Annotated in this window: 21 protein-coding genes; 12 read left to right on the forward strand and 9 right to left on the reverse strand. The window is 63.7% G+C overall.

The genetic code is table 11. The annotated features are described in order from the left end of the window. Positions 1–6 precede the first annotated feature (6 nt). From HZZ16_RS19210 to HZZ16_RS19220, 3 genes are all read right to left on the reverse strand, one after another. A complete protein-coding gene (locus HZZ16_RS19210; protein ID WP_197950575.1) occupies positions 7–474 on the reverse strand; it encodes a YbaK/EbsC family protein in 468 nt (155 codons plus the stop codon). 41 nt (positions 475–515) lie between these two features. Further along, positions 516–1,247, reverse strand: a complete 732-nt coding sequence (locus tag HZZ16_RS19215; protein ID WP_197950577.1) for a haloacid dehalogenase type II — start codon at positions 1,245–1,247, stop codon at positions 516–518. 165 nt (positions 1,248–1,412) lie between these two features. Then, positions 1,413–2,024 carry a TetR/AcrR family transcriptional regulator gene (locus HZZ16_RS19220; RefSeq protein WP_197950579.1) on the reverse strand — a complete coding sequence of 204 codons (612 nt, stop codon included), beginning with the start codon at positions 2,022–2,024 and terminating at the stop codon, positions 1,413–1,415. Between the two features lie 115 nt (positions 2,025–2,139). Here HZZ16_RS19220 and HZZ16_RS19225 point away from each other — a divergent pair, with 115 nt between their 5' ends. Genes HZZ16_RS19225 through HZZ16_RS19235 form a run of 3 tightly spaced genes read left to right on the forward strand, consistent with a single transcriptional unit; the run spans position 2,140 to position 3,943 of the window. Then, complete coding sequence (locus tag HZZ16_RS19225; RefSeq protein ID WP_246510213.1) at positions 2,140–2,574, forward strand: ester cyclase; 435 nt, start codon at positions 2,140–2,142, stop codon at positions 2,572–2,574. Between the two features lie 45 nt (positions 2,575–2,619). After that, positions 2,620–3,108 carry a DUF3237 domain-containing protein gene (locus HZZ16_RS19230; RefSeq protein WP_197950583.1) on the forward strand — a complete coding sequence of 163 codons (489 nt, stop codon included), beginning with the start codon at positions 2,620–2,622 and terminating at the stop codon, positions 3,106–3,108. 1 nt (position 3,109) lies between these two features. Next, complete coding sequence (locus tag HZZ16_RS19235) at positions 3,110–3,943, forward strand: aquaporin (RefSeq protein ID WP_311974215.1); 834 nt, start codon at positions 3,110–3,112, stop codon at positions 3,941–3,943. On the opposite strand, the gene HZZ16_RS19240 is transcribed toward HZZ16_RS19235, so the two are convergent. Beyond that, positions 3,940–4,311 (reverse strand): winged helix-turn-helix transcriptional regulator, encoded by a 372-nt coding sequence (locus HZZ16_RS19240; RefSeq protein ID WP_197950621.1) that lies wholly within the window; start codon positions 4,309–4,311, stop codon positions 3,940–3,942. The genes HZZ16_RS19235 and HZZ16_RS19240 overlap by 4 nt on opposite strands. A 160-nt stretch (positions 4,312–4,471) precedes the next feature. On the opposite strand from HZZ16_RS19240, the gene HZZ16_RS19245 reads away from it, so the two are divergent. Beyond that, positions 4,472–5,206, forward strand: coding sequence for an SDR family NAD(P)-dependent oxidoreductase (locus HZZ16_RS19245; RefSeq protein ID WP_197950587.1), 735 nt, complete (start codon positions 4,472–4,474; stop codon positions 5,204–5,206). A gap of 207 nt (positions 5,207–5,413) precedes the next feature. Here HZZ16_RS19245 and HZZ16_RS19250 read toward each other — a convergent pair whose 3' ends face one another. Further along, entirely contained in the window at positions 5,414–6,298 is an 885-nt protein-coding gene (locus HZZ16_RS19250; RefSeq protein WP_024337500.1) for an amidohydrolase family protein, read from the reverse strand. Positions 6,299–6,640: 342 nt separating this feature from the next. On the opposite strand from HZZ16_RS19250, the gene ykgO reads away from it, so the two are divergent. The 3 genes from ykgO (at position 6,641) to HZZ16_RS19265 (ending at position 7,904) form a co-directional block, all read left to right on the forward strand. Further along, positions 6,641–6,766: a type B 50S ribosomal protein L36 gene (gene ykgO, locus HZZ16_RS19255; protein WP_006611362.1), complete on the forward strand. Its 126-nt coding sequence runs from the start codon at positions 6,641–6,643 to the stop codon at positions 6,764–6,766. A gap of 117 nt (positions 6,767–6,883) precedes the next feature. Then, a complete protein-coding gene (locus HZZ16_RS19260; RefSeq protein WP_172787131.1) occupies positions 6,884–7,519 on the forward strand; it encodes a tetratricopeptide repeat protein in 636 nt (211 codons plus the stop codon). A gap of 124 nt (positions 7,520–7,643) precedes the next feature. Continuing rightward, a complete protein-coding gene (locus HZZ16_RS19265) occupies positions 7,644–7,904 on the forward strand; it encodes a hypothetical protein (protein WP_197950589.1) in 261 nt (86 codons plus the stop codon). 7 nt (positions 7,905–7,911) lie between these two features. Here the strand turns inward: HZZ16_RS19265 and HZZ16_RS19270 are convergent, their stop codons facing one another. Continuing rightward, complete coding sequence (locus HZZ16_RS19270) at positions 7,912–8,094, reverse strand: hypothetical protein (protein ID WP_028180446.1); 183 nt, start codon at positions 8,092–8,094, stop codon at positions 7,912–7,914. Between the two features lie 329 nt (positions 8,095–8,423). Between HZZ16_RS19270 and HZZ16_RS19275 the strand changes: the two genes are divergently transcribed. Continuing rightward, positions 8,424–9,380 carry an alpha/beta fold hydrolase gene (locus tag HZZ16_RS19275; protein ID WP_197950591.1) on the forward strand — a complete coding sequence of 319 codons (957 nt, stop codon included), beginning with the start codon at positions 8,424–8,426 and terminating at the stop codon, positions 9,378–9,380. A 119-nt stretch (positions 9,381–9,499) separates the two neighbouring features. Here the strand turns inward: HZZ16_RS19275 and cycA are convergent, their stop codons facing one another. After that, positions 9,500–9,895, reverse strand: coding sequence for a cytochrome c-550 CycA (gene cycA / locus HZZ16_RS19280; protein ID WP_197950593.1), 396 nt, complete (start codon positions 9,893–9,895; stop codon positions 9,500–9,502). A 229-nt stretch (positions 9,896–10,124) separates the two neighbouring features. On the opposite strand from cycA, the gene HZZ16_RS19285 reads away from it, so the two are divergent. Further along, positions 10,125–11,618, forward strand: a complete 1,494-nt coding sequence (locus tag HZZ16_RS19285) for an FAD-linked oxidase C-terminal domain-containing protein (RefSeq protein WP_197950595.1) — start codon at positions 10,125–10,127, stop codon at positions 11,616–11,618. A 159-nt stretch (positions 11,619–11,777) separates the two neighbouring features. Here HZZ16_RS19285 and HZZ16_RS19290 read toward each other — a convergent pair whose 3' ends face one another. Beyond that, positions 11,778–12,548: a hypothetical protein gene (locus HZZ16_RS19290; RefSeq protein WP_197950597.1), complete on the reverse strand. Its 771-nt coding sequence runs from the start codon at positions 12,546–12,548 to the stop codon at positions 11,778–11,780. A 115-nt stretch (positions 12,549–12,663) separates the two neighbouring features. After that, positions 12,664–14,241, reverse strand: coding sequence for a cation:proton antiporter (locus tag HZZ16_RS19295; RefSeq protein ID WP_197950599.1), 1,578 nt, complete (start codon positions 14,239–14,241; stop codon positions 12,664–12,666). Between the two features lie 88 nt (positions 14,242–14,329). Between HZZ16_RS19295 and HZZ16_RS19300 the strand changes: the two genes are divergently transcribed. The 3 genes from HZZ16_RS19300 to HZZ16_RS19310 all read left to right on the forward strand — a co-directional run bounded on the left by HZZ16_RS19300 (position 14,330) and on the right by HZZ16_RS19310 (position 19,048). Then, positions 14,330–15,088, forward strand: coding sequence for a tetratricopeptide repeat protein (locus tag HZZ16_RS19300; RefSeq protein ID WP_197950601.1), 759 nt, complete (start codon positions 14,330–14,332; stop codon positions 15,086–15,088). A gap of 124 nt (positions 15,089–15,212) precedes the next feature. Continuing rightward, positions 15,213–16,604, forward strand: a complete 1,392-nt coding sequence (locus HZZ16_RS19305; protein WP_197950603.1) for a tetratricopeptide repeat protein — start codon at positions 15,213–15,215, stop codon at positions 16,602–16,604. A 509-nt stretch (positions 16,605–17,113) separates the two neighbouring features. After that, positions 17,114–19,048, forward strand: a complete 1,935-nt coding sequence (locus HZZ16_RS19310; protein WP_197950605.1) for a propionyl-CoA synthetase — start codon at positions 17,114–17,116, stop codon at positions 19,046–19,048. The last annotated feature ends 34 nt before the right edge of the window (positions 19,049–19,082 follow it).

Here is a 19,082-nt window from a genome sequence, read left to right on the forward strand (position 1 = left end):
CGCCGCTCAGGGCCGGTGCTCGCAGACGTCGACCCATTCAGCCGAGGTCAGCTCGGCCATCCGCTCCGGCGTGATGCGCACCGCGCTGTGGGTCGAGCCTGCGGCTGGCACCACGACATCGAACGCCTTCAGCGAGACGTCGCAATAGATCGGCAGCGGCGACTTCAGGCCGAACGGGCAGACGCCGCCGACCTCGTGGCCGGTGATGTCGGCGACCTCCTCCAGACCCAGCATCTTTGGCTTGCCGCCGAACTGCGCCTTGACCTTCTTGTTGTCCATGCGCGAGGTGCCGGCCGCGACGATCAGGATCACGCGCTCGCCGATCCGCAAGCTCAGCGTCTTGGCGATCCGTCCCGGCTCGACGCCATAGGCTTCGGCCGCCAGCGCCACGGTCGCGGAGCTGATCGGGGATTCGATGACGGAGATGTCGGGGGCTTTCTCGGCGAAGAAGGCGCGAACGGATTCCAGGCTCATTCCGGGCAGCTCATTCCAATCTTACAGGCGGGCGATGACCCCTAAGCGACTCCCGGCAGCTCGGAGAGCGCGCGGACACGATGATCCGGCTCAAAGCCGAGCTCGTCCATCTGGGTGCGGATCGCCCTAAACATGGTGAGCGGTGCCACGAGTTCGGTCTCGACGCAAGCCAGCGCCATGGCTTCGGGCGTCACCCGCTCGATCCAGGCGACCTTCAGCCCGAACGATTTCGCCCCGGCAGCGTCCCAGGGATTGGAGGAGACGAACAGAACCTCATCAGGCGCGGTGCCGAGCACCTCGCCGATCAGCTCATAGGCCTGTGGGCTCGGCTTGAAGACTTTCTTCGCGTCGACGCTGATCGTGGCATCGAGCAGGCGGTCGAGCCCGGAATTGCGCACCAGCGCATTGAGCATGTCCGGGCTGCCGTTGGAGAGGATGGCGAGCTTGCGCGGCCTGAGCGCGGTGAGGGCTGCGGTCGCGTCCGAATAAAGATCGAGATGCAGGTACTTTTCAATGATGCGCTCGAACGCCTCGTCCTCATAGGTCAGCCCGAGCACACGCAGCGTATAGGCGAGCGAGTCGCGGGTGACGACGGCAAAATCCTGGTAGCGCCGCATCAGCGAGCGCAGCCAAGTGTATTCGAGCTGCTTGATACGCCAGACCTGCGTGATGATCGCGCCATAGCCCGGAAACGCATCCTCGGTGACGTCAGCGACCGACTGGATGTCGTAGAGCGTTCCGTAGGCGTCGAAGACGACGGCTTTGATGCTCATCGGCTGTCCTTCCAGGGCGCTGTGATCACTCGAAACTCCGATCGGGAGTGTGCACCATGCCAGCTTATCAAAGAACAACGGAAGTCTGCCACTGCGATAATGACCGGCGCTTCCTGGACCCGAAGCGGAATCGGAGCTCACCTCCAAGTACCTGCGTAGCCGCCGCTATTTACGGCGAAACGAGTCCAGCAACCCCTCTATGATCTTGCGACCGAGAACGCGGGTTTTTTTGGGGTCGGACGCCGTTGGAAGCTTGATCGACAGCTCGCAAATGACCGCGTCAAGCATGTGTCCGAGCAGATCGATATCATCGAAGACCAGCTCGCCTTCGCGCTTGAGCACCCTCAGCGTCGCCTTCAGAAGCGCCATTGGGTACTGCTCTTCGATCTCTGCGAAGCGGGCATTGCCTAGAACGACCGGTGCTTCTTGAACCACAATTCGCGCGTAAGCAGGCTCGATCGAAACATCCAGATATGCGTCGATGCCGGTGTAGAGCCGCTCCCAGAGTTTCGACTTCCGCTTGGAGATCTCCTGCACGCGTGCAGCGGCATCCGATTGAAGCGAAACGACGACGGCGTCGAACAGAGCCTTCTTGTCCTCGAAGTGGTGATAGAAGGCACCGCGCGTCACTCTTGCAGCTCTTGAAATCGCTTCGATGCCCGCGGCCTGATAGCCCTCACGGGCGAATATTTCCCGCCCCGCAGCAAGCAACGCTTGCCGGGTTGCTTCCGCATATTCCTCACGGCGCGTTCGTTGGTCATTTGCAGCCTTGTTCATGGGCCAATTACATACCGCTTGACAACTCATATGCAAATTGAATATCACATACACATAGTATGTAATATTCCCATGGTATGTTAGACTGGAGGAAGTTGCCTTGAATGGAGACCGGATGTTCGAGCTGGCCCAGGGGTTGGCTGCTGCCAAGAGCCGGCAAGACGTTGCCTCTGCACTTACCTTTCTCGACAGCGACATGGTGCTCGAAGGACCCGCGTTCGGCACCCGTGCAAAAGGACTTGCGGAAAACGAGGCGGCGCTGGCGCGGTTTTTCAAGTCGTTCCCGGATTACAACGTCGTGCTGTCCGGCCACGCCAACGACGCCGAGACGCTGGTCTGCTGGGGAGAGGCGCGAATGACCATGACGGGAGACCGTTTTGGGGTCACTCCCAACGGAAAGCGCGCCGAACTTCCGGTCTTTATCCGCTTCACCTTCCGTAACGACCTGATTGCAAGCGAATACTTCTTCTTCGATCTCTCGGCCCTGTGCGCGCAGTCGGGAGTCTCGACCGATCAGGTCCGCCAGAAGCTCTTTGGCGAAGTTCTCTAGTCGTCTGAGCCGGCATCACACGTTTACGCAATGGAGAATGGCACGATGGATCCGCGCATAAGACCGGTTGCCGATATCAAGACGGTGCCGCTGTTCGACATCGTCGTTGACCTCAATCCACGTGTTTCCTTTGGTGAAACGCCGGTTGGCCGGCGGGTGTTGTTCGGCGCCGCAGGCGGATCGTTCGCCGGAGAGCGCGTGCGCGGTGAAGTTCTTGCTGGCGGTGGCGACTGGGCCCTGTTCCGGCCCAACGGAGAGATGGCGCTCGACGTGCGGCTGACCCTGCGTACCGACGACAACGAACTGATCTACATGACATATGGCGGACGCTGGATCACGCCGCCCGAGCTGAAGGCCGACATGGCTGATCCGGCCAAGCGCTACAGCGTCGATCCCTCACGCTACTATTTCCGAACGCAGCCGTTGTTCGAGACCGGCTCGTCCTCCTACGCTTGGATGAATGACATCGTGTGCGTCGGAACCGGATATCTCGTCGAGGGCGCGGTGGCCTACAAGATCTTTCAGGTTGTCTGACGTGAAAGCGAGCGAGGGCTCGAGATCCCATTCTCCCGACTTTAGTTTGTCGCAGAGACTCGCGGCGGAGGGACTCGGGACCTGCTTTCTACTGATGGCCGTTGTGGGATCCGGCATACTCGGGGCTCGGCTGGCAAGCGGCAATACGGCTATCGCGCTCATTGCCAATGCACTCGCGACAGCCGCGGCGTTATACGCGCTGATTGAATGGCTGGGCCCGGTATCTGGGGCTCATTTTAATCCCCTGGTGACAGCCGCGCTCGTGATCAGAGGCGATTTACCGCTTCGAACGGGGGCTTCATACGTTTCTGTTCAGCTCGTCGGCGCCTTGTTGGGAGTGGGCGTGGCGAATGCAATGTTTGCAGCGCCGGTCTTTTCCGTCTCGGTCAACGACCGAAGCGGCTTTTCCAATTTATTGAGCGAGTTCGTCTCAACATTCGGACTGCTGGGGGCGGTATGGGTTTGCTCACGGCTTCGTCCGGCATCAGTCGCCGGCGTTGTCGCCGCTTACATCGGCGGTGCTTTCTGGTTCACAGCCACCGACTTTGCCAATCCAGCGCTGACCATCGCGCGCGCTTTTACCGACTCATTCGCTGGCATAAGGCCACAGGATGTTCTCGGCTTCATCGCAGCGGAGGTCATCGGCGCGGGTGCCGCGGTCGTTGTCTTTGGCTGGTTGTTGCCTGCACCAGCTGCTGTTCATAGAGCGGCTTCGCCCTTCTATTCGCCGCAGGATACGACGCCTGCTTATGACCAAAGCCGGACTCAGGGCGAGTTGCGCGAACGCGCAGCAATCGGGGCGGAGAAAACCTCACACGAGTGCAGCGGAAGCTAGCCAGTCGACTGACGTCCTCGCCGCGTCCAGGTCGCCCGCTCGGCGAACACCCGGCTGACCTCCGCCATGTGCTCGGTGCCCCACGTGCAGAGCGGCACGAGGGCCTGGGCGAGGCTATGACCCAAGGGGGTGAGACTGTAATCCACCCGGGGCGGCACCTCCTTGTAGTCGGTCCGCTTCACCAGGCCATCGGCCTCCAGCTCCTTCAGTTGCTGGATCAGCACCTTATCGCTGACGTCGCGGACGGCGCGCCGAAGCTCGCCGTAACGGGTCGGTCCGCCCTGGGCGACGAAGTACAGGATCAGCGGCTTCCACTTGCCCGAGACGACCCGCAAGGTCGCATCCAGGCCGCAGGTGAAGCCGGGCAGATTTGGCGTGCAACGCTGGACGTCTGCTTGAGCTTGCGCCGGCGGGGAGATTGGGTCTGAACGATCTGACGACATTTTTTGAGTACTTACCAAAAGGTGCATACTTGTCGATAGGTGGGTACGCCGCCAGCTCAGTGCAACCTCAATGAAGGAGCACATCATGAGCAGACTACAAGGCAAGACGGCAGTGGTGACCGGCGGCGGCACGGGCATCGGATTTGGCGCGGCGAAGCGGTTCGTCGACGAAGGCGCATTCGTCTATCTGTTCGGGCGACGGCAGGAGCCACTCGACGCTGCGCTCGCGCAGCTGGGGTCCTCGGCGCGTGCCGTCAGGGGATCGGTCACCGACTTGTCCGACCTCGACCGACTGTATGCGACGGTGAAAGCCGAACGCGGCAACGTCGATGTCCTGTTCGCCAATGCCGGGACCGGGGCGTTTGCGCCGCTCGGCCAAATCACGCCCGAGCATTACGATCAGATCTTCGACGTCAATGTGAGGGGGGTGGTGTTCACCGTGCAGAAAGCCCTGCCGCTGATGCGCCAGGGGTCGTCGATCATTCTGACCGGATCGAGCACGGGCGTGATGGGAACGCCGCAATTCAGCATCTACAGCGCGACCAAGGCGGCGATCCGCAATCTGGCGCGCAGCTGGGCGCTGGACCTGCGCGGCACGGGCATCCGCGTCAACGTGCTGTCGCCGGGGCCGACCAAGACCGAGCTGGCGCTGGAGGTCGTGGGCGAGGAAGCTTTCGATGCACTCGGCAGCGCGACGCCCATCGGGCGCGTGGGCGATCCCTCCGAGACGGGCGCGGTGGCAGCCTTCCTGGCCTCATCGGACAGCAGCTACATGACCGGCGGTGAGGTCTTCGTCGACGGCGGCTTGGCGCAGGTCTGAGGTTCTCGTTCACCTCTCCCGCTTGCGGGAGAGGTCGGCGCGTCCGGGCGATGCGAAGCATCGTCCCGCGCGCCGGGTGAGGGCTTTCTCCTCTTGGAAACTGTCCCAGTGCGGAAACACCCTCTCCCCGACCCTCTCCCGCAAGCGGGAGAGGGAGTGCGCCTCGCCTCCGTTGTAGCAATCAACCTGGTCTCATCACGCCTTAGACTAGATCCCCAGCAGTTTGCGCGCGTTCGCCTTCAGCACCTTCGGCCGGATCTCGTCGCGGATGTCGATCTTGGCGAAATCCGACAGCCAGCGGTCCGGCGTGATTACCGGCCAGTCCGAGCCGAACAGCATCTTGTCCTGCAGGATCGAGTTGATGTAGCGCACCAGGATCGGTGGGAAATACTTTGGCGACCAGCCCGAGAGGTCGATGTAGACGTTCGGCTTGTGGGTCGCGACCGAGAGCGCCTCTTCCTGCCAGGGGAAGGACGGGTGGGCGAGGATGATCTTGAGGTCGGGGAAATCGGCCGCGACGTCGTCCATGTACATCGGATTGGAATATTTCAGCCGCATGCCCATGCCGCCGGGCATGCCGGACCCGACGCCGGTCTGGCCGGTGTGGAACAGGGCGATCGCTCCGCCATTGTTGATCTCTTCGTAGAGCGGGTAGGCCATTCGGTCGTTGGCGTAGAAGCCCTGCATGGTCGGATGGAATTTGAAGCCGCGCACGCCGTATTCCTCGATCAGCTTGCGCGCCTCGCGGGCCCCGAGCTTGCCCTTGTGCGGGTCGATCGAGACGAAGGGGATGAGCACGTCGAGATGCTCGGAGGCGATCTCCAGCATCTCCTCGTTCTTGTAGCGGCGGAAGCCGGTCTCGCGCTCGGCATCAACCGGGAAGATCACGGCGGCGATGTTCTTGGAGCGGTAATAGGCCGCGGTCTCCGGCACGGTCGGCGGATGCTTGTGCGGCGACTTGAAATACTCCGCCATCTGCGCCTGGAAATCGTCATAGCCGTCGTCGGGATGGGTGCCGCAGGGCTCCTCGGCGTGGGTGTGGATGTCGATCGCGACGACGTCGTCGATGTTTGGCAGCTTCAGCTTTGGCATGGGTGTCCTCCCGACGGGTTGCCGAATTGATTATAGGATATAACGAATTTGGCAAGGCGCTGGTGGCGGCGAAAGCGCAGGCGGCGAAAGTCTTTGCCGGGCCTGACCTGCAATGCGCCGGATCGGGCCGATCCGGCCGCTTCTACTGTGCATGGGGTTGTTTTCGCGATTTTGCTCGTTGGAGGCCGGGCAGTTAACATTGACATGACCTCCCGCCATGCCTTAAGAACCGCTCCGTCCCGGGCGGTCGGTCCGCCAGCGGGAAAAATCTCATTTTGCCACATTCGCGCGTGCCGAAACGGTAGTGCCGAACACGGCCTTTCGAACGTTCAGGATTCTGCCATGAAGGTCCGTAACTCGCTGAAATCGCTGCGCGGTCGCCATCGCGCCAACCGCCTGGTCCGCCGCAAGGGCCGGGTCTATGTGATCAACAAGGTGCAGCGCCGCTTCAAGGCGCGCCAAGGCTGATCTGAGCGGTTGATCCTGGCCGGGCGCCTTTCGCGCGCCCCGCAAGACCACGGTCTCACACGAGTTTGACGCCGCCTTTGCTTTGCAAGGGCGGCTTTGCGCGTTTAGACTTTCACCATGGCAGTGAGATTCCGCTTCGCGCGCACCTTGTGTCTGGCCCTCGTGCTGGGAACCGCCGGCCTTGCTCCGGCCGCCCTGGCCCAGCAGGTCGAGCCGCCCGGCAAGCAGAAGAAGCTCCCCGAGGCGCCGTCAAAGCTGCCAAAGGTCGACCGCAGCAAGAATCTCGATTTCCTGTTCGGCGCGCTGAAGGCCGCGCCCGATGAGGCCAGCGCCAAGCACGTCGAGGCGCGGATCTGGGCGATCTGGCTGCAGACCCCGAGCGACACCGCCGCGCTCCTGATGTCACGCGCCAAGACCGCGGTCGATGCGAAGAAGATCGACGTCGCGATCAAGCTCCTGGATTCGGTCATCAAGCTCAGGCCCGATTACATCGAGGCTTGGAACCGGCGTGCGACGCTCTACTACATGCAGAACGATTATGGCCGCTCGCTCGCGGACATTCAGCAAGTGCTGATCCGGGAGCCCCGCCATTTCGGCGCGCTCGCCGGCCTCGGCATGATCATGCAGGAGGTCGGGGACGAGAAGCGCGCGCTCGAGGCCTACCGCAAGGCGCTTGCCGTCAATCCGCACCTGGAAAAGATCCCCGATCAGGTCAAGGCGCTGACCGAGAAGGTCGAAGGCCGCGACATCTAGCTATAACTCGATCATTTCTTGAGCGATCGCGGCCGGCGCGGATTAACCACGATCCGAGTCAGGGCGTCGCAAGGACTATTGCGGGGCCTGTTACAGGCCTACCTGCATGGCAGGAGCGAAAGCCATGAAGCGTTTGATGGTCGCAGCGACATTGCTGCTCGCGTCGGGAACGGTGAGCTTCGCCGACGGACTGTTCTGGGTGGTCGGCAACCGCGCCACCGGCAAATGCACCATCGTGACCAGCAATCCCGTCATCATCGGCGACGTCTGGTTCGGCGACGGTCCCTACAAGTCCAGGGCCGATGCCAAGCTTGCCCGCTCGACGATCCGCGCCTGTCCCCCGGTCACGCCCGAGCAGGAAAAGGAAGAGGACGGGGCGAACTAGCCTGCGCTCAATGCAGCACGCTGCTGCCGCGCTCGACGAGGCCGCGGTCGGCGGCTGCGGCGTAGGCCTTTGCCAGCTCGGTCTCGAGATGCTCGTTGATCAGGAGCAGCGCCCGCACGGCACCGCGCAGGTCGCCGTTGCAGCTCGCGACGATTTCGTCGATTGCAGTATCGTTCGATCTGAAGCTCATCGAAAATTCTCCGGTTCAAACCAGGACAATCCTGCCGGCCTTTCCCGCATCCCCTGACGTTGCGAGGAGGATCGGCGCCCAACCCGCGCCTAGATGGCGGAACCGACCATGGCGATTATATGGAAGCCGCGATGACGCCCGCATGAAGCTGGTCGGAAGCTTGCGTGCCGCTTAGAACAGCCCTGATTTCATTGAATTTTCTCGATCCGCAATTATGCACATATCCACAGCCCCAGCATTTTCGGTGGAAGCGCGGATCGACGGCGGCGAAACTGCCGGCCGAGCAGACCCGTAGCTGCCCCGTGCCCAGGACCACCCGGATTCTCTCCATGATCGTGATGTCAGTCGTGACGGCGCTGGTCCTGCTGGCGCTGCTCACGCAAGCCGGGGTCGTCGCCGTGCAGCGGGCCTTTCCGCCGCAGGGGCGCATGATCGAGGTCGACGGCGCCATGCTTCACGTCGTCGAGATCGGCCCGCGCGAGGCCGGCCCGCCGATCGTGATGCTGCACGGCGCGAGCTCAAACCTCGAAGCGATGCGGCGGCCGCTCGGCGATCTCCTTGCCCGGGATCATCGCGTGATTCTGATCGACCGCCCCGGCCATGGCTGGAGCACGCGCGCCAGCCGCCAGGATTCGACGCCGCAGATCCAGGCGCGGATGATCGACGAGGCGCTCGGCAAGCTCGGGATCGATCGTGCAGTCTTCGTGGTGCATTCCTGGAGCGGCGCCCTTGGCGCGCGGATCGCGCTCGATCACCCGCGCCGGGTGGCGGGTCTGGTGATGCTCGCGCCCGTCACGCATCCCTGGCGCGGTGGCGTCGGGCGCTACAACGAGATCATCGCAACGCCGGTGATCGGCCCGCTGCTCGCCTACACCATTACGCTGCCGCTCGGCTATTTCATCACCGAAGCCGGAGCCCGCAACGTGTTCCTGCCGCAAACCATGCCGGATGGTTTCGTGCAGGACTCCGCGACGCCGCTTTTGCTGCGCCCACGCGAGTTCATCGCCAATGCCTATGATCTGGTGACGCTGAAGGAGTCGGTCGCCGCGCAAGCCGTGCGCTATGGCGAGATCACGGCGCCTGTTACGATCATCGCCGGCGAGCCCGACAAGACGGTGAGAACCAGCATCCACGCGCGTCCGTTCGCCGCGGCTGTGTCGAATGCAAAGCTGATCGTGCTGCCCGATCTCGGCCACATGGTGCAGAACGCCGTGCCGGATCTCGTCAAGGCGGAGATCGAGACGATGATCGGACACATCGCCCCGGCGCAGGCGGCCGCCGACTAAAGCGTTTTCGAGCGAAGTAGAAACCGGTTCGCGTGAAGAAAACGCGTCAAAATAAGAAAGCTGGAGCTTCGATTCTGGTCCAATCAGAACCGAAGCTCTAGCGGCCGCCTCGTGTGGGCTTACTGCTTGATCTTCCCGTCCTTGTCGTATTGGGCAAGGAAGGCCCACAGATTGTTGATCTCGGTCTCGTTCTTGATGCCGGCGAACGCCATTTTGGTGCCCGGGATCTTGGCCTTGGGGTCCTTGATGTATTCCTTGAACGTGGCCTCGTCCCAGGTGATGCCGGAATTCTTGTTCGCGTCCGAGTAGCTATAGCCCTCAGCCGTGCCCGACTTGCGGCCGTTGAGGCCGTTGAGCTCGGGGCCGACCTTGTTCTTGGCGCCTTCGCCGATCGCGTGGCAGGCCAGGCACTTGTTGAACGATGTCTTGCCGGCCGCGACATCCTGCGCCATCGCGGCGGGTGCGGCGGCCATGACGCTGAGGATCGTCAGCGCGCCGAAAGTTAGTTTTGTCATAAGTGTGCTCTTCGTCTCTTCCCGGGTCAGATGGAGGGTCGTGGTTTTGGCAGGTCCGGTGCAAGTGGACAAGCCGCGAAACTTTGACAGGTTTCCTGCTAGCAGACTTGCCCCAGAGAGAACTTGCGCTGCAACAAAGCAATGCGACCTTCGGAGGACCTACCCAAAGACGGCAAGACATGATTGATTTGCCGAGATAATTCCATCCGTCAGACGAAGGCTTCTCAAAATGGCCATCATGATGCCCGCAAGCGACCAGGCCGTGCTGGCGCGTCGCAGCGAAATCGTCGCCGCCTTGCGCGCAATCGTGCCCGGCGAGGGCGTGATCGATACGCCTGCCGAGATGCGAGCCTATGAATCCGACGGGCTGACCGCCTATCGGCAGCCGCCGATGGTTGTGGTGCTGCCGGATACGACCGAGCAAGTCTCGCTCGTCCTGAAATATTGTGCCGCACAGAACATCAAGGTGGTGCCGCGCGGCTCCGGCACCTCACTGTCCGGCGGTGCGCTGCCGCTCGAGGACGGCGTGCTGCTCGGGCTCGGGAAGTTCAAGCGCATCCGCGAGATCGATTTCGACAACCGCGTCGTGGTCACCGAGCCCGGCGTCACCAACCTCGCGATCAGCCAGGCGGTCGCCCATGCCGGCTTCTATTACGCGCCCGATCCGTCCTCGCAGATCGCCTGCTCGATCGGCGGCAACGTGGCGGAAAATTCCGGCGGCGTGCACTGCCTGAAATACGGCATGACCACCAACAATGTGCTCGGCTGCGAGATCGTGCTGATGAGTGGCGAGATCCTGCGCATCGGCGGCAAGGGGTGCGAAAATCCCGGCTATGACCTGATGGGCGTCATCACCGGTTCCGAGGGCCTGCTCGGCGTCATCACGGAGATCACGGTGCGCATCCTGCAGAAGCCCGAGACGGCGCGCGCGCTGATGGTCGGCTTTGCGCAGGTCGAGGCGGCCGGCGAATGCGTCGCCCGCATCATTGGCGCCGGCATCATTCCCGGCGGCATGGAGATGATGGACAAGCCGGCGATCCACGCCGCGGAGGCCTTCGTCCATGCCGGCTATCCGCTCGATGTGGAAGCGCTGCTCATCATCGAGCTGGACGGGCCCAAGATCGAGGTCGACGAGCTGATCACGCGGGTCGAGAGCATCGCGAGAGGCTGCGGCTCGGTGACGTTGCAGATCTCCAATTCCGAGGCCGAGCGCAACCTGTTCTGGGCCGGCCGCAAGGCCGCGTTCCCCGCCGTGGGCCGCATTTCACCCGATTATCTCTGCATGGACGGCACCATCCCGCGCGGCGCGCTGCCGAAGGCGCTGGCGCGCATCCGCGAGCTCTCGGAAAAGTACCAGCTCGGCTGCGCCAACGTGTTCCACGCCGGCGACGGCAATCTGCACCCCTTGATCCTCTACGATGCCAACAAGCCCGGCGAGATCGAGCGCGCCGAAGCCTTCGGCGCCGATATCCTGCGCGCGTGCGTCGAGCTCGGCGGCGTGCTCACCGGCGAGCACGGCGTCGGCATCGAGAAACGCGACCTCATGCCCGACATGTTCAGCGAGATCGACCTCAACCAGCAGCAGCGCCTGAAATGCGCCTTCGACGCGAAGGGCCTGCTCAATCCCGGAAAAGTATTTCCGACCCTGCACCGCTGCGCCGAGCTCGGCCGCATGCACGTCCACGCGGGCAAGCTGGCGTTCCCGGATTTGCCGCGGTTCTAGAGCATGATCCGGAAAAGTGCGTAGCGGTTTTCCGAAAAGATCATGCTCAAACAATAAGCTAAAGCGCGATGACGATTCATCCTAATCGCATCGCGCTTTAGAATCCGCCGTGATGGGTGCACCCTCACATGACTCGGGACGATAGCGGCGTGTGCTCGCCTACTGCGCCAGCGCGAGAATGCCGCCGGCAAATGCGTGCCAGGCCGCCGTTTCGCTGACCGGCCAGTTCAGCACCTTCACCGCCAGAAGCGCGAGCGTGCCAATAATGTACACCGGATGCACGCGGCCCTCGGCGCGCCAGTCGCGCACCATGGCGACGACAAGCAGAAGGGAGGCGACTACAGCCGGCGCGATCGTTACGGGCACCGGCGGCGGGCCGGGAGGTCCAGGAGGTGCGAGGAAGGTCAGGAACCAGCGCGCGATCGCGGCGTCGAGGATCGAGACCGCGGCAAGCAGCATCAGGCGCTTGTGAATCTCGGGCCTGCGCGTGTTCATGATGGCGAGCACGAACACCACGGCAAAGAATGCGATGCCGCTGAGCGGCACGATCGAGAAGGCGATGCCTGCATCGGCCTGCCCGAGCGCCGCGGCGTTCTTCATCGAGGTCACGGACGCGAAGAAGCCAAAAATGACCATTGCCGTCGCAAGCGAGACGCCGACAATGCCGAACGAGCGGTGGTTGACCACACGGCCCGAGGCCGCGAGCCAGGTCTGGAGCACGAAATAGAGCGACCAGGTGAAGAACAAGAGTCCGTGAAAATGAATCACCGGGCTTGCGGACAATGTCCGGTGAGCGAGCGGCACCCAATAGGTCGGTGCGAAGCCGAGAAAGGCGGTGGCGGCGCAGGCGAGCGCCATGTTGAGATAAAAATATCGTGCAGGCGACGCATCACGCGCGCGTACACGACGGTCGTCGATCAGGGTTGTCATCAGGAGTGAGTCTGGGGCGGCTGGGTTTGGTTCAAACTTCGCAGCGCCGTGTGTGACTCGGCGCACGTTGCTGAAGCGCCCCAAAACTCTTGACCGGGACGACAGCGGAGAGACATCATCCGCCCGCGCTTAACTCTGCGCGATCGAGCTCCTCCTCGAGCCGATGAAACGCATCGTCGCCGATCACCTCGGTGGCGCGCAGATCGAAGATCGCCTTGCGCGCGGCCTCGATAGCGCGGCGGCGCAGGGGATCGGCGGGCAGTTCGCCGTTGCTGATGCCGCCGTTGGGATCGGTCTCGGCCTGCATCAGGATAGCGCGATATTCGAGCCGCAGGATTTCAGCCTCCTCCGACGGATCACTCTCGATCGCATCGAGCGCGGCGCGATAGGCCACGGCGCGGCCGCGTGCGACCTCGATGCCGACGGGATCATCGTCCTTGAGGTTGAAAGCGAGGATCAGCGGCCGCAACGTCAGGCCCTGGATCACCAGCGATCCCAGCACCACCGCAAAGGCGATGAAGACGATGAAGTCGCGATAGGGAAAGCTTTCCGGCAGGGCAAAGGCGGTGGCGAGCGTGACGAGACCGCGCATGCCGCACCAGGAGATGATGAGCCCGCCCTCGCGCGAGGCCACCTGCTGCGGATCCTTGGGATGATAGAGTCCTCGCGCGATCAGCACCCGCAGGCTCGTGCGATAGAACGTCACCCAGAACAGGCGCACCAGGATCACCGTGAGCAGGATCCAGGCGGCCGCCACACAATATTCCCAGCGCACGTCTGCATCCAACCGCGTCCAGATCGGCCGCATCTGCATGCCGATCAGCATGAAGGCGAGCACGTTGAGCACGAACACGGTCGTCTCCCACACCGCATAGGAGGGCACCCGCAGCCGCGCCGGGATGCGGGCCGGCGCGGTGCGCGCAACCGTGATGGCGTAGACCACGATGGTCAGGATGCCGGAGAGGCCGAGGTGCTCGGCGGCGATCCAGACCATAAAGGTGGTGGCGAACTGCACGATGATGGCGCTCGGCGCCTCCGTCACCCGCTCCATGAACAGCGGAATGATGCGGCCCGCGGCCAGACCCGCGAGGACGCTGCCGACCAGCGCCAGCGCCATGGTCGGGGCGACCTGGCTCCAGGTCAGATGCTCGGTGGCGACGGCGCCGACGGCGATGCGATAGATCAGTAGCGCGCTGGCATCGTTGAGCAGGCTTTCGCCTTCCAGCACCTTGACCATGCGGTGGGGCAGCTTGACCTGGCTCAGGATCGCAACCGCGGCGGCCGCATCCGGCGGCGCCACGATGGCGCCGAGCGCGACCGCGGCGGCCCAGGGCATGTCGGGCATCAGCCGGTGCGCGACATAGGCCACGCCGGCCGTGGTCAGGCCGACCGCGGCCACCACCAGGGTCGAAACCGGAACCCAGTTTTTGCGAAGGTCGCGCAGCGATGTGTCGAAGGCGGCATCGAGCAGGACCGGTGCGACAAAAAGGGCAAGGGCGAGGTCCGGCTCCAGCGTCCAGGACGGGCTCGACGGGACGAAGGCGATCAGCGCGCCGCCGATGGCGAGAAAGGTCGGGTAGGGGACCTTGATCCGCCGCGCCAGCGCCGATAAGCCAACCGCGCCGAGCAGCAGCGCAATGATCCATTCGAATGTCGACACGATGATCCCCGAAGCCGATTTCAGCGGCGCCACAAGCTAGCACCAATCCGGCCGTATGGTGGATAGTGCGGTTTCAAGGCAAGAGCTTAACATCGACGACAAGGCTTCGACTGCAACGAGCATGCGTTTTCTCATTCAGCTGATCGGCGCCGGAGTGCTCTGCGCGATCTCGTTCGCTCGGGCCGATGCCGCGACCGGCGGCGAGCCGGTGGCCGTGACGCAGGTCGACGTCGCGCCCTGCCTCGCCGCGGCCGCAGCCGATGACATGGACAAGGCGGCCAATGCCTGTGCCGAAGTGATCGAGAACGAGAAGACGGCGAAGGGTGACCTGATCAAAGCCCTGATCGCGCGCGGTGCACTCTATGCGCGGCACGATCAGGTCGATCGCGCCATCGCCGACGACAGCCGTGCTCTTCTGCTCGATCCCGGACTTGCGGACATCTTCAATGCGCGCGGCGAGCTCTGGCTGAAGAAGGGTGACAAGCCGAAGGCGGTGCAGGATTTCGGCGCAGCGCTCAGGATCGATCCGAACCACGAGAAGGCCAAGGCCAATCACAAGGCGATGGCGCGCGAGATTGAGCGGATCGGCGCGCAGATGGCGCTCGCCGGCAAGCCCAGCTTCAATTGCGCGCGAGCGCGTCGGGCGGTGGAAAGGGCGATCTGCGGCAATCGCGAGCTCGCCGATCTCGATCGCGAGGTCTTTGCCTCCAATGCCCGTGCGATCCGCGAGGCGCGCAATGCGGCCGAGGCCAAAGCGCTCCAGCGCGAGCAGGACGAGTTCATCGCGCGCCGCAATGCCGATTTCGGCCGGCCGGGATACGACCTGAAGAAGGCGATGCAGGAGCGCTTGCAGCGGCTCAACGGCGTGGACGGGTATTGAGTCCTAGCCTCTCCCCGCGTGCGGGGCGAGGGAGAGTCCGCATCCCCCTCCCCAGGCCCGGTTTGAACCCATCTCTTGCCAGCTGCGACAACGGTGAGAACCCGACGTCACGGAGCCCTATGTCATGTGCGGCACTCACGCCTCCGCGCAAGCGCTTTCGCCAGCCAAGATCTCGCTTCGCGCCCTCTTCCTTGGCGCGGCCATGAGTTTCGTTCTTGCGGCCCCGGCCGCGGCGAGCACCGAGTGCGTGCTGGGGAGCAAGGCTGCCCCGGCCGAGTTGATCTCCGCGTGCAGCGCCATCATCGACAAGACCGCCAATCCCGCCGCCGAACGCAGCGTGGCCCTCGTCGTCCGCGCGGAAGCCAATGCGCAGACCCTTGGAGGCCAGGCGCAGGCGCTGCGGGATCTCGACCGCGCCATCGCGCTCGACGGCAAGAACGCGAAGGCCTGGCGCATGCGCGGCGAGCTCCTGCGCGAGGCCGGCGGCGACCTCAATCGGGCCGCAGCGGATCTGACCAAGGCGATCGAGCTCGACCCGCAGGATGCCGAAGCTTACGAGCTGCGCGGCGTCGTCTACACCAGTCAGCGCCGGCTCGACCGCGCGCTCGCCGATTACGACCAGGCCATCAAGCTGAAGCCGGACGATGCGCAGGCCTGGTCCGACCGCGGCGTGGCCTATTATCTCGGCGGCGACAACGAGAAGGCGATCAGGAATTTCGACGAGGCGCTGCGGCTGGATCCCAACCGCGCGCGCACCTACACCAATCGCGGCGCGGCCTACAAGAAGCTCGGCCAGCTCGACAAGGCGGTCGCCGACGACGGCGAGGCGATCAGGCTCGACCCGAAAGTGCCGGAATATTACGACAACCGCGGCCTGACCTATGCGGCGATGGGCGAGTACGACAAGGCGATTGCCGATTACGACCAGGCGATCCGGCGGGAGCAGCGCGCCAACTTCCTGACCAACCGCGGCGATTCCTATCAGTTCAAGGGCGAGCTCGGGGCGGCGCTGAGCGACTACGAGGCTGCGCTCAAGCTCGATCCGAATTTCGCGAAGGCCTACAACAACCGCGCGGTGCTCTACAAGAAGATGGGCGAGCGCAAGAAGGCGCTGGCCGATTATGAGACGGCGCTGAAGCTGGATCCCGGCAACGAGAATGCAGCGAACGGCCGTCGCAGCATGATCGCCGAGATCGCCAGGTTCGGCGCGGCGTCCCCGGGCCCGATGCATGCGCGCTCGGCCGACGACAGCGGGCCGTCCTTCGATTGTGTCGCCGCAAAACGCGAGGTCGAGAAAGCGATCTGCGCCGATCCGCAGCTCGGCGTGCTCGACCGCCAGATCGCCGAGGCTTACGAGCGGGTGCTGAAATCCGCGAGCAAGCGCGCCGCCGACAGCCTGCGCAAGTCGCAGCGCGATTTCCTCGCCACACGCGATGCGAGCTTCCGTCGCCCCGGCTATGATCTGAAAAAGGTCATGCAAAATCGCTTGCAGCGCTTGAACGCGATGGAGAGCTAGGCGGTCTTCGCCTCTCCCCGCGTGCGGCAGGGGCATCGCATTTTGAATTTTGCAGAGGTCGTCATGCCCGGGCTTGTCCCGGGCATCCACGTTCTTTGTGCTGCGTGGAAAGGCGTGGATGGCCGGGACAAGCCCGGCCATGACGCTGTGGAGACAGCCCATAGCTACATTTCATATGTAGTTAGCCCTGCCGCGTGCGGGGAGAGGCCGGAATTTGCGATCAGCAAATTCCGGGTGAGGGGGCTCTCCGCGAACTCATCTCTCACCGTACTCGCCGATGCAGCCCCTCACCCTAGCCCTCTCCCCGTAAGAACGGGGCGAGAGAGCGAACCGCCAAGGCGGCCAGCCCTGTGACTCCTTCAAAAGGCCCATCCTTTTCAGCTTGAACGGCGGCCCATTCCCGCGAAAATAAGCCCACAACAAGGCCGGCAATTGATCCTTGTCATGGCGGGGCGCCTGTCCTGCCACAAGGGTCGGCGCCAGGCGAATAAAGGCACGGGAGCGCGGGAATGAACGTCCGAGGGAACGTCCAAGGAAACGTCAACGGCAAAAGCCGTTATCACGAGGTTCATGCGCGCTCGCTGGCCGATCCCGAGGGCTTCTGGGCCGAGGCGGCGAAAGAGATCGACTGGATCAAGCCTGCGACGAAGATCTTCGATCCCTCGCAAGGAACCTACGGCCGCTGGTTTGCCGGCGGCGTCGTTAACACCTGCTACAACGCCCTCGACCGCCATGTCGAACGCGGCCGCGCCGACCAGGTTGCGCTGATCCATGATTCGCCGCTGACCGGCTCGGTCGCCAAGCTCACCTATGCCGAACTGCTGAACGAGGTCCAGGCGCTCGCCGCAATCATGCAGGATTTCGGCGTCGCCAAAGGCGACCGTGTCATCTTGTATATGCCGATGGTGCCGGAGGCGGTGGTCGCGATGCTCGCCTGCGCGCGGCTCGGTGCGGTGCACTCGGTGGTGTTCGGCGGCTTTGCCGCCAAGGAGCTTGCCACCCGCATTGACGATGCGCAGCCCAAGCTGATCCTGTCCGCCAGCTGCGGCATCGAGCCCGGTCGCATCGTGCAGTACAAGCCGCTGCTCGACGAGGCGATCAAGCTTGCCAGCAGCAAGCCGAAGGCCTGCATCGTGCTGCAGCGTCCGCAGCTTACCTGCGAGATGACGCCGAGCCGCGATTACGACTGGGCCAGCCTGCGCCGCAAGGCGCTGAACGACGGCAAGCGCGCCGCTTGCGTGCCTGTCGCCGCGACAGACCCGCTCTACATCCTCTATACTTCGGGCACGACCGGCGTGCCGAAGGGCGTCGTGCGCGACAATGGCGGTCATCTCGTCGCGGTGAAATGGTCGATGTTCAACCTCTATGGCGTCAAGCCGGGCGAGGTCTGGTGGTGCGGCTCCGACATCGGCTGGGTGGTCGGTCATAGTTACATCGTCTACGGCCCGCTGCTGCACGGCGCGACCTCGGTCATGTACGAGGGCAAGCCGGTCGGCACGCCCGACGCCGGCGCGTTCTGGCGCGTGATCTCCGAGCACAAGGCGGTCGCCTTCTTCACTGCGCCGACAGCCTTCCGCGCCATCCGCAAAGAGGACCCGGAAGGGAAATTCATCCGGCAGTACGACCTCTCCAAATTCCGCACGCTGTTCCTCGCCGGCGAGCGTGCCGATCCGCCGACCGTCGAATGGGCGGAGCAGCAGCTGAAGGTACCGGTGATCGACCATTGGTGGCAGACCGAGACCGGCTGGTGCATCGCCGGCAATCCGGTCGGCCTCGGCATGCTGCCGGTGAAGCACGGCTCGCCCACGGTGCCGATGCCGGGTTATCAGGTCGATGTCGTCGATGAAGCGGCAAAGCCGGTCGGCCCCAACACCATGGGCTCGATCGTCATCAAGCTGCCGATGCCGCCGGGCTGCCTGCCGACGCTGTGGAACCAGGACGAGCGCTTCAAGGAGGCGTACCTGAGCGAATTCCCCGGCTATTACAAAACCTCCGACGCCGGCTACAAGGACGAGGACGGCTATGTCTTCGTGATGGGCCGCACGGACGACATCATCAACGTCGCCGGCCATCGCCTCTCCACCGGCGGCATGGAGGAGATCCTGGCCTCGCATCCCGATGTCGCCGAATGCGCTGTGCTCGGCGTCAAGGACGCGATCAAGGGCGAGGTGCCGTGCGGCTTCCTGGTGCTGAAGGCGGGCGTCAAGCGCCCGCCAACCGAGATCGAGAAGGAAATCGTCGCGCTGGTGCGCGACAAGCTCGGCCCGGTCGCCGCGTTCAAGCTCGCCATCACCGTCGGCCGCCTACCCAAGACGCGCTCCGGAAAGATCCTACGCGGCACCATCAAGAAGATCGCCGACGGCGAATCCTGGACCATGCCGGCGACGATCGAGGATCCCAAGGCGCTCGACGAGATCGGCGAGGCGCTGAAGGGACGGGTGTGAGTTTGCCCTTCTGTCATGCCCGGGCTTGACCCGG

Source organism: Bradyrhizobium glycinis (assembly GCF_016031655.1).
Classification (GTDB): Bacteria; Pseudomonadota; Alphaproteobacteria; order Rhizobiales; family Xanthobacteraceae; genus Bradyrhizobium; species Bradyrhizobium glycinis.

Coding starts and splice junctions, on each gene's coding strand:
- HZZ16_RS19310 (WP_197950605.1), top strand. CDS start 17,114: ATGAACGTCCGAGGGAACGTCCAAGGAAACGTCAACGGCAAAAGCCGT.
- HZZ16_RS19245 (WP_197950587.1), top strand. CDS start 4,472: ATGAGCAGACTACAAGGCAAGACGGCAGTGGTGACCGGCGGCGGCACG.
- HZZ16_RS19300 (WP_197950601.1), top strand. CDS start 14,330: ATGCGTTTTCTCATTCAGCTGATCGGCGCCGGAGTGCTCTGCGCGATC.
- HZZ16_RS19265 (WP_197950589.1), top strand. CDS start 7,644: ATGAAGCGTTTGATGGTCGCAGCGACATTGCTGCTCGCGTCGGGAACG.
- HZZ16_RS19290 (WP_197950597.1), bottom strand. CDS start 12,548: ATGACAACCCTGATCGACGACCGTCGTGTACGCGCGCGTGATGCGTCG.
- HZZ16_RS19220 (WP_197950579.1), bottom strand. CDS start 2,024: ATGAACAAGGCTGCAAATGACCAACGAACGCGCCGTGAGGAATATGCG.
- HZZ16_RS19250 (WP_024337500.1), bottom strand. CDS start 6,298: ATGCCAAAGCTGAAGCTGCCAAACATCGACGACGTCGTCGCGATCGAC.
- HZZ16_RS19260 (WP_172787131.1), top strand. CDS start 6,884: ATGGCAGTGAGATTCCGCTTCGCGCGCACCTTGTGTCTGGCCCTCGTG.
- ykgO (WP_006611362.1), top strand. CDS start 6,641: ATGAAGGTCCGTAACTCGCTGAAATCGCTGCGCGGTCGCCATCGCGCC.
- HZZ16_RS19270 (WP_028180446.1), bottom strand. CDS start 8,094: ATGAGCTTCAGATCGAACGATACTGCAATCGACGAAATCGTCGCGAGC.
- HZZ16_RS19215 (WP_197950577.1), bottom strand. CDS start 1,247: ATGAGCATCAAAGCCGTCGTCTTCGACGCCTACGGAACGCTCTACGAC.
- HZZ16_RS19275 (WP_197950591.1), top strand. CDS start 8,424: ATGATCGTGATGTCAGTCGTGACGGCGCTGGTCCTGCTGGCGCTGCTC.
- cycA (WP_197950593.1), bottom strand. CDS start 9,895: ATGACAAAACTAACTTTCGGCGCGCTGACGATCCTCAGCGTCATGGCC.
- HZZ16_RS19210 (WP_197950575.1), bottom strand. CDS start 474: ATGAGCCTGGAATCCGTTCGCGCCTTCTTCGCCGAGAAAGCCCCCGAC.
- HZZ16_RS19225 (WP_246510213.1), top strand. CDS start 2,140: ATGTTCGAGCTGGCCCAGGGGTTGGCTGCTGCCAAGAGCCGGCAAGAC.
- HZZ16_RS19305 (WP_197950603.1), top strand. CDS start 15,213: ATGTGCGGCACTCACGCCTCCGCGCAAGCGCTTTCGCCAGCCAAGATC.
- HZZ16_RS19285 (WP_197950595.1), top strand. CDS start 10,125: ATGGCCATCATGATGCCCGCAAGCGACCAGGCCGTGCTGGCGCGTCGC.
- HZZ16_RS19230 (WP_197950583.1), top strand. CDS start 2,620: ATGGATCCGCGCATAAGACCGGTTGCCGATATCAAGACGGTGCCGCTG.